Annotated in this window: 14 protein-coding genes and 4 pseudogenes; 15 read left to right on the plus strand and 3 right to left on the minus strand. The window is 38.8% G+C overall.

Annotated elements, in window-relative coordinates:
- Window positions 1–584: 584 nt before the first annotated feature.
- From JOC54_RS11535 to JOC54_RS11575, 9 genes are all read left to right on the plus strand, one after another.
- On the plus strand, window positions 585–3,689 hold the full coding sequence (locus tag JOC54_RS11535) for a DEAD/DEAH box helicase (protein WP_204466433.1): 3,105 nt from the start codon (window positions 585–587) through the stop codon (window positions 3,687–3,689).
- A gap of 802 nt (window positions 3,690–4,491) precedes the next feature.
- Complete coding sequence (locus JOC54_RS11540) at window positions 4,492–5,517, plus strand: siderophore ABC transporter substrate-binding protein (protein ID WP_204466434.1); 1,026 nt, start codon at window positions 4,492–4,494, stop codon at window positions 5,515–5,517.
- 19 nt (window positions 5,518–5,536) lie between these two features.
- On the plus strand, window positions 5,537–6,553 hold the full coding sequence (locus JOC54_RS11545; protein WP_204466435.1) for an ABC transporter permease: 1,017 nt from the start codon (window positions 5,537–5,539) through the stop codon (window positions 6,551–6,553).
- Window positions 6,550–7,614 carry an iron chelate uptake ABC transporter family permease subunit gene (locus tag JOC54_RS11550; protein ID WP_054794661.1) on the plus strand — a complete coding sequence of 355 codons (1,065 nt, stop codon included), beginning with the start codon at window positions 6,550–6,552 and terminating at the stop codon, window positions 7,612–7,614. The genes JOC54_RS11545 and JOC54_RS11550 overlap by 4 nt, the downstream gene beginning before the upstream one ends.
- Complete coding sequence (locus JOC54_RS11555; RefSeq protein ID WP_054794662.1) at window positions 7,611–8,363, plus strand: iron ABC transporter ATP-binding protein; 753 nt, start codon at window positions 7,611–7,613, stop codon at window positions 8,361–8,363. The genes JOC54_RS11550 and JOC54_RS11555 overlap by 4 nt, the downstream gene beginning before the upstream one ends.
- Window positions 8,364–8,910: 547 nt before the next feature.
- Window positions 8,911–9,300 (plus strand): DUF5082 domain-containing protein, encoded by a 390-nt coding sequence (locus JOC54_RS11560; protein WP_204466436.1) that lies wholly within the window; start codon window positions 8,911–8,913, stop codon window positions 9,298–9,300.
- A 19-nt stretch (window positions 9,301–9,319) separates the two neighbouring features.
- A complete protein-coding gene (locus JOC54_RS11565; protein ID WP_035420778.1) occupies window positions 9,320–9,583 on the plus strand; it encodes a YwqI/YxiC family protein in 264 nt (87 codons plus the stop codon).
- Between the two features lie 23 nt (window positions 9,584–9,606).
- Window positions 9,607–11,709: a T7SS effector LXG polymorphic toxin gene (locus JOC54_RS11570; protein ID WP_204466437.1), complete on the plus strand. Its 2,103-nt coding sequence runs from the start codon at window positions 9,607–9,609 to the stop codon at window positions 11,707–11,709.
- A 16-nt stretch (window positions 11,710–11,725) separates the two neighbouring features.
- Window positions 11,726–12,148 (plus strand): immunity protein YezG family protein, encoded by a 423-nt coding sequence (locus JOC54_RS11575; protein WP_204466438.1) that lies wholly within the window; start codon window positions 11,726–11,728, stop codon window positions 12,146–12,148.
- Between the two features lie 1,549 nt (window positions 12,149–13,697).
- On the opposite strand, the gene JOC54_RS11580 is transcribed toward JOC54_RS11575, so the two are convergent.
- On the minus strand, window positions 13,698–13,847 hold the full coding sequence (locus JOC54_RS11580) for a hypothetical protein (protein WP_204466439.1): 150 nt from the start codon (window positions 13,845–13,847) through the stop codon (window positions 13,698–13,700).
- A gap of 360 nt (window positions 13,848–14,207) precedes the next feature.
- Here JOC54_RS11580 and JOC54_RS11585 point away from each other — a divergent pair, with 360 nt between their 5' ends.
- The 3 genes and pseudogenes from JOC54_RS11585 to JOC54_RS23395 form a co-directional block, all read left to right on the plus strand.
- Complete coding sequence (locus JOC54_RS11585) at window positions 14,208–14,402, plus strand: glycoside hydrolase family protein (protein ID WP_204466440.1); 195 nt, start codon at window positions 14,208–14,210, stop codon at window positions 14,400–14,402.
- Window positions 14,399–14,695, plus strand: coding sequence for a GH32 C-terminal domain-containing protein (locus JOC54_RS11590; protein WP_204466441.1), 297 nt, complete (start codon window positions 14,399–14,401; stop codon window positions 14,693–14,695). The genes JOC54_RS11585 and JOC54_RS11590 overlap by 4 nt, the downstream gene beginning before the upstream one ends.
- A gap of 60 nt (window positions 14,696–14,755) precedes the next feature.
- A pseudogene (locus JOC54_RS23395) lies at window positions 14,756–14,926 on the plus strand (GH32 C-terminal domain-containing protein); the annotation flags it as partial.
- Window positions 14,927–15,181: 255 nt separating this feature from the next.
- Here JOC54_RS23395 and JOC54_RS11600 read toward each other — a convergent pair.
- Window positions 15,182–16,081, minus strand: a complete 900-nt coding sequence (locus JOC54_RS11600; protein ID WP_204466442.1) for a helix-turn-helix domain-containing protein — start codon at window positions 16,079–16,081, stop codon at window positions 15,182–15,184.
- A gap of 258 nt (window positions 16,082–16,339) precedes the next feature.
- Between JOC54_RS11600 and JOC54_RS11605 the strand changes: the two are divergent.
- The 3 pseudogenes from JOC54_RS11605 to JOC54_RS11615 all read left to right on the plus strand — a co-directional run.
- Window positions 16,340–16,947, plus strand: a pseudogene (locus tag JOC54_RS11605) (transposase); the annotation flags it as partial.
- 76 nt (window positions 16,948–17,023) lie between these two features.
- Window positions 17,024–17,806 (plus strand): annotated as a pseudogene (locus tag JOC54_RS11610) (IS3 family transposase).
- Between the two features lie 4 nt (window positions 17,807–17,810).
- Window positions 17,811–18,352: pseudogene (locus JOC54_RS11615) on the plus strand (transposase); the annotation flags it as partial.
- A gap of 490 nt (window positions 18,353–18,842) precedes the next feature.
- Here JOC54_RS11615 and JOC54_RS11620 read toward each other — a convergent pair.
- On the minus strand, window positions 18,843–19,451 hold the full coding sequence (locus JOC54_RS11620) for a class I SAM-dependent methyltransferase (protein WP_204466454.1): 609 nt from the start codon (window positions 19,449–19,451) through the stop codon (window positions 18,843–18,845).
- Window positions 19,452–19,554: the final 103 nt, after the last annotated feature.

Below are 19,554 nucleotides of genomic sequence, written 5' to 3' on the forward strand. Positions count from 1 at the left end.
TGCGTGGATTGAAATTTAATGCTGGATAACAAATAATCAACCGTGTTTAATCGCACTCTTTATGATTGGGTGAATTGAAATATAGATTACGTTTTGAATATATTCATCTTCCGATATCGCACTCTATATGAGTGCGTGGATGGATAGGCTACATTTAGTTGGACAGATTACTTTAGGTCAATTAGGCTAAAATCAATATATTTGAGGAGAATTTATGAAGGTAATCGTGAGCGACTTAACCAGGGAGATATGCTGACTCATTTAAACACGGGATGCCCTCCGTCACCCCTAACATCAGGCAGAAAAATAAGTCTTAGCTAGAATTGAAGGTAACAATTCATTTGGGATTCCCTTAAGGGTGTCCTTTTTATACGGAGTAATAGCTAGAGCTTATAATGATAGAAGTTAATAAAGGATTACGATTAGCATAAGTCTAGTAAAATGACCAATTATACTCTCTTAAAACCCTAAGACTATGTTAAAATTTCCAAGAGATCTACTCCCATTGGTGTAGATAGAATGTATGGCTACATAATTAAATCAGGTTGTGGAAAATTACTGAACAAATACATCAGGGGGGTTATATGAATAGACGAAACGATATTTTAGATGCATGGATCATGATCGAACAGCTGTCGGAAGGTTCTATTAATAAAAAAGATTCTTCTTTAGTGCCATTACGTACTCAAGAAGAAGACTGGCATAGCTTTTTCTTACGCTTTTTAGAAAAGCAAAAAGTAGAACGAAACATTACTGACAAGGGCTTCAAGAAATCGGGTCTCGTACTTTATTTTGGCATTTTCAATTTTGAAGAAGTAATTGAATTGTTGAGGAGTCAATTTAAGATTGAAAAATCGTATGAAGAGGTGAGTAAATCTGACAAGTTCACCTTCTTATTAAGCTTTGATAACGAACTCAATTTCAAAGAAGACGAGTTATTCTTTACAATGAGTGGCTATGTTCAACAATACAAGAAATTCCCTAAAAACTTCACCGGGTTTGAAGATAATTTTAAAGAGGATCTGAAAAAGAGATTTGAAGAAGACTTTAATCAAACCATGAAGGAACTTCTCATAAAATACGTGGTGTCTAAGGAACATTTTCGTTATCAATTCGTGAACGATGTCACGAATAGTGATCCTAATCTCCATTCGTTTTTTATAGAGGATTTGAATAAGGCAAAGAAAAAGTCGAATCAGAACTTGGATCGCTATTTTAATGGGTTTGTAGGATCTCGCCAGAATCTTGACAGCAATAAAGAGTCCCCTCACTTTAATCCGAGTGCTTTTGAGAGTATTTTACAGCCGAAATTTTATCCTCTTGGACGTTTCCCGAGTAATCCGAAGTTTGCGTTGTCCTTTATGCAACAGGTTGCGGTTAATCTCGCCTCAAATGATCGTAACCCCATTCGTAGTGTAAATGGTCCACCAGGTACAGGTAAAACCACCTTACTTAAAGATATTTTTGCGGATTTAGTTGTACAGCAAGCATCGGAAATCGTCGCTTTATCTACAAAACGTATAGACGGTAGCTTGACGTACTGGAAAAATGCCAAATTGGGTGTTTTGCCACACATTATTTCTGAGAAGAATATCGTTGTTGCCAGTTCAAATAACGGTGCGGTTCAAAACATTGTTAGAGAATTGCCGAAGAACGAGCAAATCTCAGAAGAATTTCAAAATCAGCTTGCTGAAGCCGATTATTTTAAGCATTTATCCAACTCTAAAGTAAAGGTGGAAGGGATTGGGAAAAATCGTGCTCTTACCCTTGAACATGTAGAAGATGAGAATTGGGGGACCTTTTCATTGGAGGGTGGCGCCTCGAAAAATATGAATAACGTTCTCTTACATATCGAATCAATTGAGAAAAATTTAGAAGATGACTACCAAACGAATGAAGATGCCTATAAGGAATTTATGCGTCTTACTGAACGATTAAAAAAAGAAAGAGAAACGATACAACAATTCAGTGAAAAGGTATCTCTTTTTCAAAAGGTAACCATTGACTATACTGAGCAACTTGCTGCTTTTAATGAAAAAGAAAAGCAGGAGCATGAAGCCTTAGCCTCCGTTAAAAAAAGAGAGAGAGACGACATGGAAAGAGTCGAACAGGAAATGGCTCATCTTAAAAAGGAACATGATAGCACATCTATCGAACTCGAAGATCTAAAGAATGTACAAGCTCAAGCTGAAAGGAATTATGATGTCATTAGCGCAAAAAAGCCGAGCCTTTTCTGGGTAAAAAAACTGTTAAAGGTGCCGGAAATGAACGAATACATGAAAGAGCTTACAAGCGCAAATGACAAACTGAATCAGATGACTCAACAGCAAACAGACTTAAAAAAGACGCAGTCGAAATTGGAGAAGCAACTACATAATTATGAAAAAAGAGTAAAGAGCGCAGTGAAAAGGATTGAAGAATCACAGGCTGAATTGAATCAATGGATTAGTACTGAACAAACGATTTTGCGAAATTTAGAGCAGCAAATAACAGTCTTGAGAGAAGATTTGGTGAAAAGTGATAGGAAGGTACTTGATTTTTCACTCTCCTATGATCAACTCCAAAAATCCAACCCATGGTTTTCTGATCATTTCCGTACCTTACAATCAGAGCTCTTTATTTCAGCGCTAAAAGTACGGAAACAATTTCTTTATGAAAACAGAAAGAATGTAAAGAAGGCGAGGATGATTTGGCAAAAGCAGTCTGATTATATTGCAAAAGAAAATGGGCTTTTAATACTTGCTGAGTCGTGGCAATGGATCAACTTCACGATCCCTGTCATTAGCACAACATTCGCTAGTTTTGGTCGGATGTTTAAACATTTGAATGAAAACTCTATCGGGAATTTATTTATAGATGAGGCGGGCCAAGCACTGCCACAAGCGAGTGTCGGGGCCATCTTAAGAAGTAAAAAGGTGATGGTCGTTGGAGACCCATCACAAATCAAGCCTGTATTAACTTTAGATTCGCCTGTTTTGAGTTTGATAGGGAGGCATTACAAAGTAGATGAAACCTTTGTCTCCGCTGATGCATCGACTCAAACGCTTGTTGATGCAACGAGTCAGTTTGGCTTTCAAAAAGACGATGAAGAATGGATTGGTATCCCTCTTTGGGTGCATCGACGGTCAAATTACCCGATGTTTACCATTTCAAATGAGATCTCGTATAACAACTTAATGGTTCAAGGTAAAGAAGGGGATGCCGCACAGGGGAAATCAGATTGGTTTGATTCAACAGGAAATGCCATTGACAAGTATGTGAAAGAACAAGCTCTCTTACTTAAAAAGTTAATTACGAATCGTTTGCAAGATAACCCGGATTTAGCTGAAGAGATCTATGTCATCACGCCATTTAGAAACGTTGCTTTTAAAATGGCACGTGTGTTAGATGACATTGATTTTACAAAAAGAGAAAATGGTAAGCCAGTCAATGTCGGGACAGTACATACGTTTCAAGGGAAAGAAGCAAAGATTGTTTACTTTGTGTTAGGGGCAGATTCTACAAGTAGTGGTGCAGCTAGTTGGGCCGTCTCTGAAGCCAATATTATGAATGTGGCAGCAACCCGTGCGAAAGAGGAATTTTACGTCATCGGTGATAAGGAATTATATGGATCTCTCGGAAGTAACGTGGCAGACAAAACGATATCAATTATTGGAAACTATAATAAAGAGGCACGACAAGCAACTTGATTACTAATAAGAGTTAGATATCCGAAAAGATATATGTCTTTGTTGCTTATGGAGTGATCCATGTAAACTAGTGGAATAGCGCATGTATGTAACCTTATTTATTCTAGTACGATATTTAATATTGTTTGTTTATTATAGGAAATTTAGTAGGACGCAGGAATAACTCTTGCGTTCTTTTTACGCTAAAAAAGTGCACGTGAATTGCTGAGTGAATAACTGTAAGGTCCTCGATGTACAAGAAGTGATCGATGGATTGGCAAAATCAAGATTACCAAACAACTGCATTCCGGCAACATTGAAAGACTTCCAAAAGATTGAACAACTAGAGTCCTTGAAAGACCAAGGCGAGGAGGTGTTGAATAACTATTAATTAATATAAACTACTTTTTTCAGAAAAACGAGCCCAAGACCAATTAAGGGCTCTTATTTTTGTTTTCTGCTATACGGTAAGCGCAAAGAACAATTCCCAATTAAACTATCAATTGAACGCTTTTTAGTGAGTTAATATGAACCCTACCATCAAAATTTCACAACCTAACGCCAGTTTGGGTTTGATCAAGTAAGAGCGTACTTATAGGATATAATTGCCCAGATAGAACTTTCATACGTCTTTTAGAGTGTGAGAATAGCGCTTTCTTTTTACAAAAACTTCTTGACGCTTCCTGGATAACTGGTATACTTGGCAGTGGGTTGATAATGATAATTATTATCAGTGATAATATTGTTTTGGTTTGCACTTGGCAACTGAAAGCTATCTTATCAATTATCAGCTTAACTTACATAATGGGGAGAGGTTTACGTGATGGGGAAATATAAATTATCGATGATTATGGCTACTCTAGTTTTATTACTAGCAGCGTGCGGCGGGGATAATGAATCTGCCGACACTGATACAACTGAAACAGATACAGGTAGCGAAGTAGGAGAAACAGATGCTCCTGAAACGGTTGAAATCACAGATATGCATGGGACAGTTGAGGTTCCTGTTAATCCAGAGACGGTTGTTGCTCTTGACAGTCGCGCTTTCGAAACATTAGAAGCTTGGGGTATTGAACTTGCGGCTGCTCCAAAGACAATTATGCATGCAGATTCAGGGTATGTGTCAGACGATAGTGTTGAAGATATTGGGAATCATCGTGAACCAAACCTAGAATTAATTGCAGCGGCTGATCCTGATCTTGTTATTGTTGGTCAACGTTTCGGTGATCGTTATGATGATATCAAAAACTTAGTACCAAATGCGGTTGTTGTTGACTTGAACTTTGATGTCTCAGAAGAAGCAGCAACGCCTGGTGAAAACTTAATTAATGGTTTTAGTGAGGGAACGCGTACATTAGGACAGATTTTTGATAAGAACGAAGAAGCTGAGCAATTAGTAACTGAATTCGAAGAGTCGATTGCAAATGCACAAGAAGCTTATAATGGAACTGACACAATGATGGCAGTCATCGTTTCTGGTGGGGGTGTCAATTACGCTGCACCACAATCAGGTCGAGTATGGGGCCCACTTTATGAAATCCTTGATTGGACACCAGCACTAGAAGTTGAGGGTGGTACTGCAGATCACCAAGGTGATGAAATTTCTGTTGAAGCGATTGCGCAAAGCAATCCAGATTGGTTGATGGTTTTAGATCGTGATGCAGCGACATCTGAAGCGAGTGAGAGCGTTCCAGCACAAGATGTCATTGATAATTCACCAGCTCTTCAAAACACTACAGCGATTACTGAAGAACAAATTGTCTATGCTCCTAACGATACTTATACAAATGAGTCCATTCAAACATTTATTGAGATTTTTGATATCATTACGGATGCTTTAAACGAGTAACGTAAAGGGGTTTAATGTAGTGCAAAAAAAAGTTGACCCAGGGATTGAGAGAACCTCTCAATCCCGCTTTTATAAGAAGAATAAGATATGGACGAAATCCTTTATCTTAGCGATTATCGGAGTAATTTTACTCGGAGTGATTTCGTTGTTTACTGGTGTCTATGATATTCGCGGGCAAGTAGATGGCTGGGACATGTTTTTCATCACGCGAGTTCCGAGAACGATAGCTTTAATGTTAACGGGTGCAGCACTGGCGATGACTGGTCTTGTGATGCAGCTCATTACTCAAAATCGTCTAGTGGAACCAACGACAACTGGGACAACCGAATGGGCCGGACTTGGGCTACTGACGGTTTATTTGCTTTTTCCGGGACCGTCGTTAGTACTGAGAATGACTGGTGCGATCGTCTTTTCCTTTATTGGCACGATGATTTTCTTTTTGTTTTTAAGACGTGTTAGACTTCGATCTTCTCTTATTGTTCCGATTATTGGTTTAATGCTTGGAGCTGTAATATCGGCTGTTTCAACGTTTTTAGGACTCTTTTTTGAAATGGCACAAGTGATTGAGAGTTGGTTTGTTGGTTCGTTTACAGCCGTGCAAGCGGGTCGCTATGAATTTCTATGGATTATCGTTCTGGTCACATTTTTCATTTTTATCTATGCCAACCGCTTAACGCTTGCTGGCCTTGGCGAAGATGTGTCGAAAAGTCTCGGGGTTAATTACAATACCCTTATTCTTGTTGCAAATGGGCTAATTGCCGTCGCCGTTGGAGTCGTTGCCGCAGTCATTGGACATTTACCGTTTCTTGGCTTAATTGTTCCGAATCTCGTCTCCATGTTCAGAGGGGATGATTTGAGAAGTAATTTGCCTTGGGTATGTGTAATCGGGATGGGAATCATTATGCTGTGTGACATTCTCTCTCGGACGATTATCATGCCGTATGAAGTACCTGTTTCCTTAATTCTAGGAACGGTTGGAGCGGTCGTATTTATTACGATTTTACTAAGACAGAGAAGACCAAGGAGGCTAGGATGAATGCTTTAGAACAAAAACAAACCGAGCATGTTCAAGTGAAAACTAGCTCTCATCATAAAAGAAGATCAGCACGTGCCTTTCGCACAAAGAAAGAAGAAAGACGTTACTGGATCATTCTCTCAAGCTTAATTGTTCTTGGTATTATCTCTTCATTGGGTCTTCTTCTGTATAACAATCCAGTACCGGTAGATTCTCCTTCATTTATTCCTGTTGTGGAAAGAAGGATCGTCGGCATTGTTGCAATGCTGATTGCCGCTGTGTGTCATAGTTTGTCAACGGTCGCTTTTCAATCGATTACGAATAACCGGATCGTTACACCGTCTCTATTAGGGTTTGAATCACTGTATTCAGCGATTCAAACGGGTACGATCTTTTTGTTTGGCGCAAGTGCCTTCATTAGCTTTACTGGACTTAGCTCATTTCTCCTTCAAGTTGTGCTGATGGTCTCTTTGAGCTTAATTCTTTATGGATGGTTACTTTCTGGTAAGTATGGTAATTTACAATTAATGCTACTCATCGGAATTATTATCGGGGGTGGACTTGGTTCAATCTCTAGCTTCATGAGAAGACTGCTAGCTCCATCTGAATTTGATCTGTTGCAGACGAGATTATTTGGTTCTGTTAATAATGCGGATGCGGCTTATTTTCCAATCGTTATTCCATTAGTGATCCTTGTTGCCGTTTTGATTATTGCCAAATCAAATCGATTAAATGCGTTATCACTCGGAAAAGATGTCGCTACAACCTTTGGGATTAAATTTCAACCTAGTATTATTTATATGCTTGTTTTAATTGCGATCTTAATGTCCGTTTCTACAGCTTTAATTGGACCTTTAACATTCTTTGGCTTTTTAATTGCGATTTTAAGTTACCAAGCGGCACCAACCTATGATCACAAATATGTCTTTCCAATGGCGATGGCAATTGGGTTTTGTGTTCTAACAACCGCTTACTTTATCATGTATCATGTCTTTAACTCGCAAGCTGTTGTTACAGTCATCATTGAATTATTTGGTGGGATTATCTTTTTAATTGTTATCTTAAGGAAGAGGTCACTATGATAAAAATTACTAACGCTAGAAAGCAGTATTCGGATAATGTGAAAATCGGCCCTTTGGATATTGAGATTCCAAAAGCAGGCTTTACTTCGCTAATTGGGCCAAACGGCGCTGGGAAATCGACTACCCTATTGATGATTGGTAGACTATTAAACATGGATGAAGGTCAAATCGAGATCGCCAACATGGACATTACGAGTACAAAGTCTAAGGATTTAGCAAAAATTATTACCATTCTTCGGCAAGAAAACCACTTTGTTACGCGATTAACCGTAAGACAATTGGCTGGATTTGGTCGCTTTCCGTACTCTAATGGAAGACTCACAGATGAAGATGAGGAAATCATTTCAAAGTATATTGATTTTCTTGATTTAACGGATTTAGAAGATCGTTACTTAGATGAGCTTTCCGGTGGACAGAGGCAAAGGGCTTATGTCGCTATGGTTCTATGTCAAGAAACGGAATATGTCTTGCTTGATGAGCCACTAAATAATCTCGATATTGCTCGCTCGGTGCAGATGATGGAGTATTTAAGGCATGTGGCAGATGACTTAGGGAGAACGGTTTTAACGGTCATGCATGATATTAATTTTGCCGCCAAATACTCGGATCGTATTTGTGCAATGAAGGATGGGCAGATCGCTGCTTTCGGTACGGTGAAAGAAATCATGGAACCAAGATTATTAACTTCTATATTTGAAACAGATATTAAAATTATCCAGGGACCTTATGGACCCATTTCGATTTATTAATCATACGTAGTCAATAAGACAGCTGAGTTGGGGTCAAGCAGTGGAAATTTTTCCGGAAAAAAAGTGCCTCTTTAAATAGTTGAATGAGTTTAGTGCCGGATAACTTAGTGCTTGGTTAGACGACAAGAATTTTGTTTGACCCGCAAGAATTAAACGATTTAAAATCTGCCTATTGTGATGCGGTGTTTTGGCGATTGATAGTGTACGAGGTGGTCTAAAAAGCTTATGGTGACGTACTGTTCAGTTTAATTATGCAAAGACTTTATTCATTTATATGCTTGGAACTTGCCCACAATCAAAACAAACGTCCGATCCAGCTCCGAATCGTTATAATTCCCCCACCTCGCGAATGCGGGGATTTTTGCGTTACAGGGCTAAGCGCTGCCTCTCTATATAGGAACAACGGACAATTAGTCTATTAAACGTAATGGGACATTAGTAGACAGTTTCTTTAGAATTCTATAAAATGGAAAAAGAAAAAAGTGAATCTTAGTTATTAAATGAACATTGCTAAAACCATTTATAGAAAAGGAGGATTGTTTTTATCGTGGCAGACTCGACGAAAATTCTTCAGTTGCAAACGAAGCTTGGTACGATTCGTACACAGCTCGGAAATGCAGAAGATAAGATTGAACGGTTAAGAACAGCGAAACGCTCGCTAAGCACAGAACAAGAAATGCTCCATAACCATAAAGCAAAAATCAAAGAGCCTGAAATCGACGGCGACGCTTGGCGTGGCAATGAAGCATCTGAGCATGAGGATATTCGCAGCGAAATGCAAGGATCGTACTCAGATGCGCAGGATCGCGCTGAGCAAATGCTTAGCTCAATTGAAACAGAGATTTCCAATCTGCAAGGAGAGGTGTCTAGCTGTTCTACTTCCATTCTAACAATGGAAACGTCTTTGCAGTCCTTGCGGAACCGTCTATCAACGTAAACGGAAAGGAGACCACAGGATGCCTGAAATTAAAGTAGATGAAGAAGAAGCACTAAGCGCATTAAGCGATGCAGGTGATAAAGCAAATTTCACCGTTTCAGATAGTGAACCAGCAATTGAGACCTCATCAATGGCCTTTCTCACAAAACTGGCCGAGTTTGAAAGTGGATACGCTACTCAACTCAAGGCGTTTTTGGATGTGTTTAAAAACGTTCAACAAGAAAGCGAGGAGCTTGTTAAAACGTACGGAGAAGTCGATCAAACACTCGCAAGCCGCAGATAATGACAGGGAAGGGTGCCAAATGGATGAAGGTTCTTGATGTACAAGAAGTGATCGATGCGATTGACAAAATCAAGCTTTCCAAACAACAGGATTCCGACAACATTGAAAGCTTACGGGCAAGCATCCAGAAGATTGAACAACTAGAGTCCTTGCAAGGCCAAGGCGGAGAGGCGTTAAAAGACCATTTTAAGAGGCTTCATTTACCTGTTCTCGAAGCGTTTCATTTACTCATTCGTCAATACATGGAACAATTAGATACAGTCAAGTCGAACGTACTCGGCTTTGAATCAAGCTCGGCCATCGTTAGAGAGGAGTTCCTTTCTGGTGAGATTAAGAACGGCCTTGAACGCATCGCGACAACGGCAACAGACGATGCGAGCGAAATTGAATCAATTCGCACCTCGATTAGTGATATTCTTGCGCTTACACCTTTTTCAATGGAAGAGGTCTTAAGACAGGTAGACCGGGGTAAAGACCACGCAAGAGAAACAATTGGGAAACTACATGCGCTCGACGAAGAAAATGAAGCATTGTTGGCGCAAGCCGAAACCACGCTCCAAGAAGTGACGACCGTTGTCTCTCACGTTGCAAACTGGTCGAGTGGCGGAGCAATTCTTTCCGCAGAAACACTTGCCGAAATCGATGCAAATCTAGAAGCTTTATACACGAACCTCGTCACCGAAGCGATCCAAATGGCGCCACCGGACACATTAGACCTGACCGGACAGGAAAGCGCGATCTACCAGACGGCGTTGCCAGTTGAGTTCTTCTACACGGGCGCTTATGCCAATATCCCGGGCGGACTCGAATCAATGAGCTGGTATTACATGAACCATTTCCCGGTCAGCGCGATGGCGAATGACGAACAAGCGATTCAAGCATGCGCGATGCCCCCTGTCGAGCAAGACGTGGACGAAGGCGGGCGATGGTGGGATTCAACGTTCAACTTCTTTAAAGGGCTAGGGAGCGGAGCTGTAAATGCCGTAGGAGATGCGGTTGAAGGTGTTGTTGATGTCGTTACTGATCCAATAGGGTTCATTACTGATACGACTGAATTTATTGGCGCGATTGTGGAAGATCCTGCGTTGGTAGGAGAAATTGCGAATGAACTGTGGAACGCATTTGAGGACGATGTGATCAATGGCGACGCGCAAAGCCGTGGCGAGTGGACTGGGTATGCTCTGGGGCTTATTGGTACAGCGGTTGTCGGCGATAAAGGTGTTTCGAAAATCGCGAATAGCAGCCAAATGGCCAAGCTAGGTCGAATCGGTGGCAAGGACGGTTACAAAACCCGGCATGAGATTGAATTAAGACTGGCGACGCAAACTCCTCCAACCCGACCGAGTTTTCGAACTTCTATGAGTAACACGCGAACCAGAGGAGTACAAGCACTCAACACCTATGCAAAAAACATGAAAATGAGCGCTACAATAGCCACTGGCCAAGCGAGCCTTGCCGTAAAAGGAGCCACTGGGCAAGTGAAAGACCGCTTTGTTCGTGGAATGGACAATCTCCAAACCAACCTCAATGGCAGTACGCCTTCTCTTGCGCCAGCCGGAGGCCCAGTGAATCATGTGCCATATAATGCGATGGATTCGCGGAAGATTCAACAAGATGTTGGCGGGGTAAAGCAGGAGCAGTTGAGGAAGATAGAGGTAGGGAGTGGGGTTAATCACTATACGCGGGTCGATGGAAAGAAAGCGTTAAAACCAAACATAAGTTACACAACCCAAAATGGCTATCGCTACAAAACCGATTCAGAGGGAAGAATTAAAAGTGTGGAGGCAAATCTTCAGTTAGGTCAGGGTAAGCGAAATACATATGCCCAAAGAAAAGTTGGTGGTGTTGATCGATTGTCTGGTGACGATGGTGGTCATTTAATTGCTAGTATTTTTAAAGGATCTGGTGATATTGATAATTTGGTGCCTATGAATGCTAATTTGAATAGAAGCGAGTATAAAATGTTAGAAAATACATGGAAAAAAGCATTGGAAGCTGGTAAGGAAGTGAGTGTAAGTGTTAAGCCAATTTATAGTTCATCCAATAAAAGGCCAGATGAATTTAGGATTAATTATATTATTGATGGGAGAAAAGAATCAGAGATATTAACTAATTATACGAGTTAAAAATGGAGGGATAAGATTGGATACAAAAGTAATGGAAACCATTTATCAAAAAATAGCTAATACACTCACTACAATTATTCCAGAGGAATGGGAAAGAGTATATGTTTACGCTGAGATGAGGGAAGGGTATAAACGTGTATTTTTTTATTATTTCCCTAAGGGTAGGAAAGAGCCTATATACAGCTTAGATATATCAGATAGGTTTTTATTAGATGAGGATGAATATGAGTCGAAGGAATATGAGTTATATAAAATTTTCTTCGAGTTAAGAAAAGAATTCCAAGATCAAGGGCAAGAACCGTGGAACGCGTTAACATTCATATTGGACGACACAGGTAAAATGAAAATAGATTTGGTATATGAGGATGTATCCCAAACGAGTCCTGTTGATAAAAGATCTTTTTGGGAGTCTAAGTATCTTGGCATAAGAAGTGAATGAATATTGAGCTTCGGGTGTATTTGTTACTCTTTTTTAGATAAAAGACTCACTGATGAAATGTGTTAAACCGCATAAAAAAGCAGGCTTTTAATTGGTTTCTATGATGACTATTATGAATAAACTCTAACATGGTATAGATCACTGAGTATTTTGGCATTTTTTGAATCGTTTAAAAAGGAAATCGAAATAAACAAATGAGTCATAGTTCCTTAAGGGGCTATGACTTCTTAAATTACTCTCGCCCGAGGGGGTAACAACCTTCAAATCAACCTCAATGGGGGCACACCTGCCCTTGCGTCAGCCAGAGGCACAGTGAACAATATGCCATATAATGTGCGATCGATTCGAGGGAGATTCAACAAGGTGTTGGCGGCATGGTTTATAAGGTTGTTGTGCCGGAATTTAATTTGTTTCCCATATAGAGAAGCTAAAACAGCTTGAACGGTTTGCTCTATGCTTACTTACTGGAAATTGAGAAGAAGCGACCGGCTATTTATCTTCCAGAGAACTCGAAAGATGGAAGAAAGTCTGCTTATTACTATAAGAAAGATTTAGTGTGAAAAAAGCAGCCATTGGCTGCTTTTTACGTTGTATGTGGTGATGATTTGCGGTATAGAAGCATGCGGAAAATGTGGTCGATCGGTCCATTTTTTTGTTGGGTTTCGAGCCAGTATGCAAATCCTACGGCTGTGAGTCAAATGCAGAATGTCAGCGCCCATCCTGCTGCCATACCTAGTTGATTACCTAAATCAAAGGTTAGTGGGGAGAGGAAGAGAATTAACATGATCTCGTTGAAATAAATAAGTAAAGCGAACGTTTACCGAGTGATGTAATGGCTGTTACAGCAAGGTTTGGTTTTGTCAGTTTTGGTCCAATTCATCCAAAAATAGCCACATATCCAACGCCGCCTACGGTACCAATTCAACCCGATAAAAGCTGGAGCTAAATCAATGATTTGATAGTTATACAACGTGTGGGGAATAGCCCCGACAATGGAGAGCGTTAAACCGAGAACAGCAGCTTTCTACAAGAAAGGCTTTTTCTCTGGCTTCTCATTAATAAGCCCTTTTTTTCAGCCCATATGCCCATTAGAATTGATACACTAACAGGTAACAAAAAGTGCGCAAGAAACGGACCCCCTGTGAGAAATTGCATAAATTGAGCGGTTACTTTTTCGAAATAACTCCCTTTGGCAGCAGGGATAAATTCAGCGCAATTAAACTGGGTGTAAGCCATAGCTGCCTAAGCTAATGGTAGAATCACAATATAAGAGAGCGATAAGATGATTATGCTCTTTAGCACCGTTTTGTCGTTCTTAAATAAGAGCCAACAGGATAAAAGAAGTGCGGTACCATAGATTGCTAGAATGTCTTTTCCACCTATCAGAACCGATAGAATAAAACTAAATAGAATTAAATACCACGCTCTGCGAAAAAGGGAGCTCTTGGCATCTTTTAAGTTTTTGTTTCGTTTCATGTAACTGCGGACAATTAACGTGAGTCCGTAGCCAAACAAAAGTGCAAACGCAAACATTGCTCTCGCTCGGTTATTAACAAATGTTTAAGCTTTCTGGGCGGCTAAGTAAAGAACTGCCCAAAAATAAGGAAGCGTGGGCAAGGGCAACTAACGAAAGCATAAACCCTCTTGCTAAATCGAGTGAGATAAATCGTTTTTTTGTTGGCTGAATCGTTGGTTTCATTTGGGCAATACCACCTTTCGTAGAGTGTTTTTTCCGCCATTTTATGGCAGAACATGACTCTTCATAGCATTGGCGAAACGAGTCATCAAAACTCATAGGTACTTATAAATAAATAGGTTCTTATCATGTGGGTACTTATGAGTACTTATAAGTACTTATTAGTACGAATGAGGATGAGTTGGTGAAAGGAGTCAAAAACGGTTCTTTGGTGGAAAGAAAACGGTGCGAGGTCCGGATATAAGATTTTGCGCATGTTGTTTATAATTAGAAGAAGAGTCGATTACGGGAGAGGAGGGTGTAACGTGAAACAATTAGATATAGTCGTCGTTAGAATCGGTCATACTAGGCGATAAACATGTTTTGCTCCTTTCTCCCCAAGGAATCGAGCCAGAAGGAGATCGGTATCAGAACCAACATCAAACAGGCTATTTCATAGGCGACTACAGAAATGGCGTATTTGAGCGCGGTGCTTTTACAGAGCTTGATTTTGGGCACGACTTCTATGCGGTACAAATCTTTCTCGACGGAAAAGGACGAAGAATCGCAATCGGTTGAATGGATATGTGGGAATCGCCAATGCCAAGTCAAAAAGAAGGTTGGGCGGGCGCGTTGACGTTGCCACGCGAATTACGTTTAGCAGACGACGCAAAATAAGGATGACACCAGTCGATGAACTAAAGGCATTGCGTATGAATAAGAAGAAACTAGGTCAAAATAGTGTGACTGGCGTTGAGCAGGTTGATCTGACAGAGCAAGAAGTGGAACTTGAGTTAGCTTTTGATATTGATCAAACGGATGCATCTGTGTTCGGAGTGAAAGTCGCTTGTGCTGAAGATGGCAGCGAATAAACAGTCCTTACTTTCGATCGATTAGAACAGACTGTTACACTAGACCGCGACTTATCTGGAGAAGGAGTTAGTGGTGCAAGGATAGCATCAATTCTTTTGGTTCATACGCTAAATGTGCGTTTCGTTCTCGCCCGTTCCTCCATTGAAGTGTTTATAAATGACGGAGAAACGGTACTGACGAGCCGGATCTATCCGAAAGAAAGCAGTCAAAGCATCTTTTTCTTTTGCTGAAGGCGGAACGGCAAACCTTCTTGGAGACGGTTATCAACTGAAAACGATATTGGAGTAAAGAAAAAAGCAAGCTTTCGGAAGAAAGCTTGCTTTTTGTAGTTTCTACAAAGGAGAACGTGATGATGAGAACGAAGCATTACGTACATAATTCTAAAAGGAGGGATAGGTTTTAAATCATGTCTACAATTTTAAGCGCGGTTAAAAACTCTAAATTTATGTTAGATAAGGTTGTGTTATATCTGTGTTAAGTTGCGGCTAAATAGCAGTGAGTTCATTTATTTTAATCTTAACAAACTTAACAAGGTTGTCGTTCTTTTGTATATTAAAAATTATAAGCGCATCATTCATGTGACTTAATGCTTCCTCTAGTTGACCAAGCATATAGTAATTATAACCAGCTTGATATATTACATCTCCTAATAAATATAAGCTGTCATTCTCTACACAAATATCAATAGCTTCTAAACAATATGACAAAGCTTTATCATAATTTTCTTGAGCTGTATAACATTTTGAGAGGTTGAATAGAATTTTGGGTAAAATCTTATTTTTACTTTGCGATGAAGTGAATTTTTTTTGTTCATCTATACACTCAAGGAACAATTTTGTCGCTAAATCATAGACTTTTTCATAGTATAGAATTAAACCATAGCTTACTTTTATTTCGATTTTTTGGATATGAGTTTCCTCATTCTCTTGATCTACTTCCATTATTAGGGCTGAATTTATTAATTTTTCAGCATAATTAAAGTCGTTACTATAATGATATGCACAAATAGCCTGATGCCAATATAGATACTGTTTTTGAAATGGTGAAATATATTTATTTTTTTCAGCTGATAATTCATTATCAATTACATATTTAAGAGACAAATAATCTCTTCTAGATTTTAAATTATCAATAACAGACTTTACTTCCAATTGATTTGTTGAATTCTTATAATTTGTTTTATATTGACCATATAAATAAGACATATCTACCTGTAGTCGTTCGCTTAATAGGTATAGAACCTGTGAAGAAGGATTTTCATTTCCAGTTCCTCTTTCTAAATTACTCACTTGTGCTTGAGTACAAATGCCTTTTGCTAAATCTTTTTGGGTAATCCCTCTTAATTTTCTTAGGTGCCTTATTCGTTCGCCTAAAAGGTGTCTCATAAAATCCTCCATTGAGCGTGTATATTCTTATTTCAAAAGTAAAGTGTAGTTCATTCTAAAATATAATTCTATAAATACAACTAATTATAATTATATTATATATAAATATAACAATCAATTATTCCAAAATGCAAAAATCGGATATTCATTAGAGCGCGTAAAAAATCTTGTGTAAATGAGTAAAAGCACGAAAAAAGGAATCCCTTTTCTAGTAGAATTAAGTCACCACAACCAATTCACAGAAAAGAGGACTTCCCTATGACTGATTTTACTACAGATATTGCTCAAGCTCTAGTGCGAAAAGAAGATGTAAACGAAGTGTTTCGTTCTCATTCATAAAAAGCTGTGAACACCCTATTAGCCACAGAGCTCACTGCTTTTTTGACTACGAGAAATACGATCGTGTTGGGTTTGGTTCTGGCAATTCGAGAAATGGGACTTACACTCGTAGGCTTCATACCGAGTTTGGTGATCTTCAGCTATTCATTCCAAGGGATCGTAACGTCGATTTTCACCAATAAACGGTGGCGCCTTATAAGCGCTCAAATGAAACCCTAGAGTCGTTTGTCATACGTATATATCAAAAAGTTGTCACGATAATTGAAATCGCTGATCTGTTGGAGCGCATGTATGGGCATCATTAAACGCCTCAAACCGTCTTAAATATGACCAAAACAATGGAAACACAAGTCAAAGCCTTTAAAGAACGCTCGCTAGCAAAGCGATATGTCTGTATCTATTAAGATGCTACTTTTATTGCGGTGAAGCGGGACACGGTTTCAAAAGAAGCCGATTGTTTAGTCTTTGGCATTCAAGAAGACGGCTCAAAAGAGGTCTTGGCGTATACGATTGCCCCAACGGAATCTGGATAGGCTACACTGAGTTGGACAGAATTTTTAAGGTCAAGTAGACTACAATCAATATGATTGAGGAGAGTTAATCATGACCAAAAGAAAACGTCGAACGTTTAGTGAAGATTTCAAAAAACAAATGGTTCAACTTTATCAATCAGGAAAGCCACGAAGCGAAATCATTCGTGAATACGATTTAACGTCATCTACGCTTGATAAATGGGTAAAACAAAAGTCGCGCGATCTATGGCCAGAGAAGAATAAAAGTCGAACTAGAAAAGAAGAACTGGACGGTTTCACGTCGTCGTATTAGACGTATCATGACGGAACAAGGACTTGTGGATGCCTATACGGTCTCGCAATTTAAACCGTCTAAAAGCGCGTGTAATGAATCAAAAGTAAGAAATACATTAAAACGACAGTTCGATCAAAACCAGGAATTGAAGGTGATCGTGAGTGATTTAACCTACGTTCGCGTAAATCAAAAATTGCATTATATTTGTCTATTAATTGATTTTATTTAACCGTAAAATTATTGGACATAGTGCTGGACCTAATAAGAACGCTGAACTCGTTCAACGTGCGTTTGCATCCGTGAAAGGGAATCTGAATCAACTGGAATTGTTTCATACAAATCGCTAGAGGCGTTTGGCATCCAGCGTTCTTTAAGTGATAAAGGGACGCCCTATGACAATGCCGTAGCTGAAGCTACTTTCAAGACTATCAAAACCGAGTTCATTCGCGGGAAGTTTTTTTCTAGCCAACACGAACTTGACCTTGAACTGTTTGATTACGTTCATTGTATAACCAGATTCGTTTTCATGGATCATTAGGTTACGTAGCACCATCCGAGTACAAGTTAGTAGACCTTTAAATAATTGTCCGATTTACTGTTGCCATTCCAATCCGCGTTTATTTGGCAAGAAGTTCTTGAGAACGTTCTTTTGTTTATTTCCGATGGGCTAAAAGGCATCAAAGATGCCATCCAATACATGTATCCATCGTCACGTTACCAAGTATGCTGCGTACATCTTTCACTTAACCTCGCTCATAAAGTTCGTGTGTCTGATCGTGTAGAAGTCTGTGAGGATTTTAAGCGTGTGTATCGTTCTTCAAGTCAAAAAGAAGGACAAGAAGCCTTGATGTCTTTATAGCAAAGTGGAAAAAAGCGTATCCTCGTGCGATCCCAGCCCTTGAACAGAACGAGCATATTCTGACATTTTATGCGTTTCCTATGGCGATTTGGCGAAGCATTTACTCAACAAACGTAAAGAGCAATTCCCGAATAAGTCATCGATTGAACGCTTTCTAGTGAGTCAATTTGAACCATACAATCAAAAAGTTTTCAACACGATGTCACCTTGGGTTTGATCAAGCACGAGCTGAATTAATGGAAATGTTTGATCAGGTAGAAGCGTAAAAAACGACTTACACACTAAAAATAGGGCTTCTATTTACACAAAATTCTTGAAGGTCCCATTCATTAAAAATGAATACGTTATATAATTTAAAAACAAATACACCTAGGTGTATTTGTTTTTAAGTTATATAACGATCTTAGAGCGATGAGTTATGATTTGGTAATTCCGAGTGATGACCGGGTAAATCTGCATATGGTGTTTCTTCTGTTAATATTGTAGTTATAGATGGATAGTTTAATAGAGTGGTAAAATTAAGAGACAATACAAAAAAAAGTATTATACTTTTCACGGATAATCCTCCCTTCTTAATATAAATATATTGTATCATTATGCATGTATTTTATGAACTGTTTTTATGTTTTTTTTTGGTTATAAAGAGGGTTAAAAATCATTAAGTTATCAAAAGATAGTATATAATGTAAAAAATATAATTCTAAAGTTTTGTTTTACGTTCGTTTTTTGAATCCGATAAGCGGTAAAAGGTATCTATTATTTTACGGGTTTTGCCCAGATTAAATTAATAATACCTGACATATGGCGCTCTACTTTTGTTAATTCAATCTCTGACTTTTTGATGATTCTTATAATGTTTCGATTACAGTGACAACCAGACAATTTATGAAAAACTGGGTTTATTAGATATTGAAATGTAGAGATTGCTTTGTTTGTACTCAGACCATGCTCCATTAACAATATGAATCCATCTTTCCGACACCATTTGTTGAAATTATTTAATGTTTCGACAGGGTCTCTATAACTACAAAGAGTAAGAGTAGATATTATGCAGTCATATGAATTAGCTTCTAGCGATAAACTTTCTACGTCTTCACATGAAAATATTGCTTTTACTTGAGAGCGGAATGCGGCCTTTTCTGCATACTTAATCATGTTTTGGCTAAAGTCTATTCCTGTAACTTGCACTTTTTCTTTATTGTAGAAAGAAAAATTTACTCCACTTCCAACACCAACCTCAAGAACCTCGCCACTTGCATTTTTTATTATTTTTTTTCTATAGTTTGCTAACGCTGGGGTATTAACAGAGGTTGTATAATTTTTAGCTAGTCTATTATATTTTTTTATTAAACGTTTATTATTAATACTTTTTCACACCCTTATGGAAATATAATTAGAAATTAATTGATAGCGTTGTAATTTGTTAAAACAAATATATGGAGAGTGCTGGCATTTTATTTTTTAGGTT

Origin of the sequence: Shouchella xiaoxiensis, assembly GCF_016907895.1 — a bacterium.
GTDB lineage: Bacteria > Bacillota > Bacilli > Bacillales > Bacillaceae_D > Shouchella > Shouchella xiaoxiensis.

What these genes read in the sequence shown, in the direction of transcription:
- JOC54_RS11535 (WP_204466433.1), top strand. Translation starts at nt 585, where the DNA reads ATGAATAGACGAAACGATATTTTAGATGCATGGATCATGATCGAACAG.
- JOC54_RS11540 (WP_204466434.1), top strand. Translation starts at nt 4,492, where the DNA reads ATGGGGAAATATAAATTATCGATGATTATGGCTACTCTAGTTTTATTA.
- JOC54_RS11550 (WP_054794661.1), top strand. Translation starts at nt 6,550, where the DNA reads ATGAATGCTTTAGAACAAAAACAAACCGAGCATGTTCAAGTGAAAACT.
- JOC54_RS11555 (WP_054794662.1), top strand. Translation starts at nt 7,611, where the DNA reads ATGATAAAAATTACTAACGCTAGAAAGCAGTATTCGGATAATGTGAAA.
- JOC54_RS11565 (WP_035420778.1), top strand. Translation starts at nt 9,320, where the DNA reads ATGCCTGAAATTAAAGTAGATGAAGAAGAAGCACTAAGCGCATTAAGC.
- JOC54_RS11570 (WP_204466437.1), top strand. Translation starts at nt 9,607, where the DNA reads ATGAAGGTTCTTGATGTACAAGAAGTGATCGATGCGATTGACAAAATC.
- JOC54_RS11580 (WP_204466439.1), bottom strand. Translation starts at nt 13,847, where the DNA reads ATGAAACCAACGATTCAGCCAACAAAAAAACGATTTATCTCACTCGAT.
- JOC54_RS11600 (WP_204466442.1), bottom strand. Translation starts at nt 16,081, where the DNA reads ATGAGACACCTTTTAGGCGAACGAATAAGGCACCTAAGAAAATTAAGA.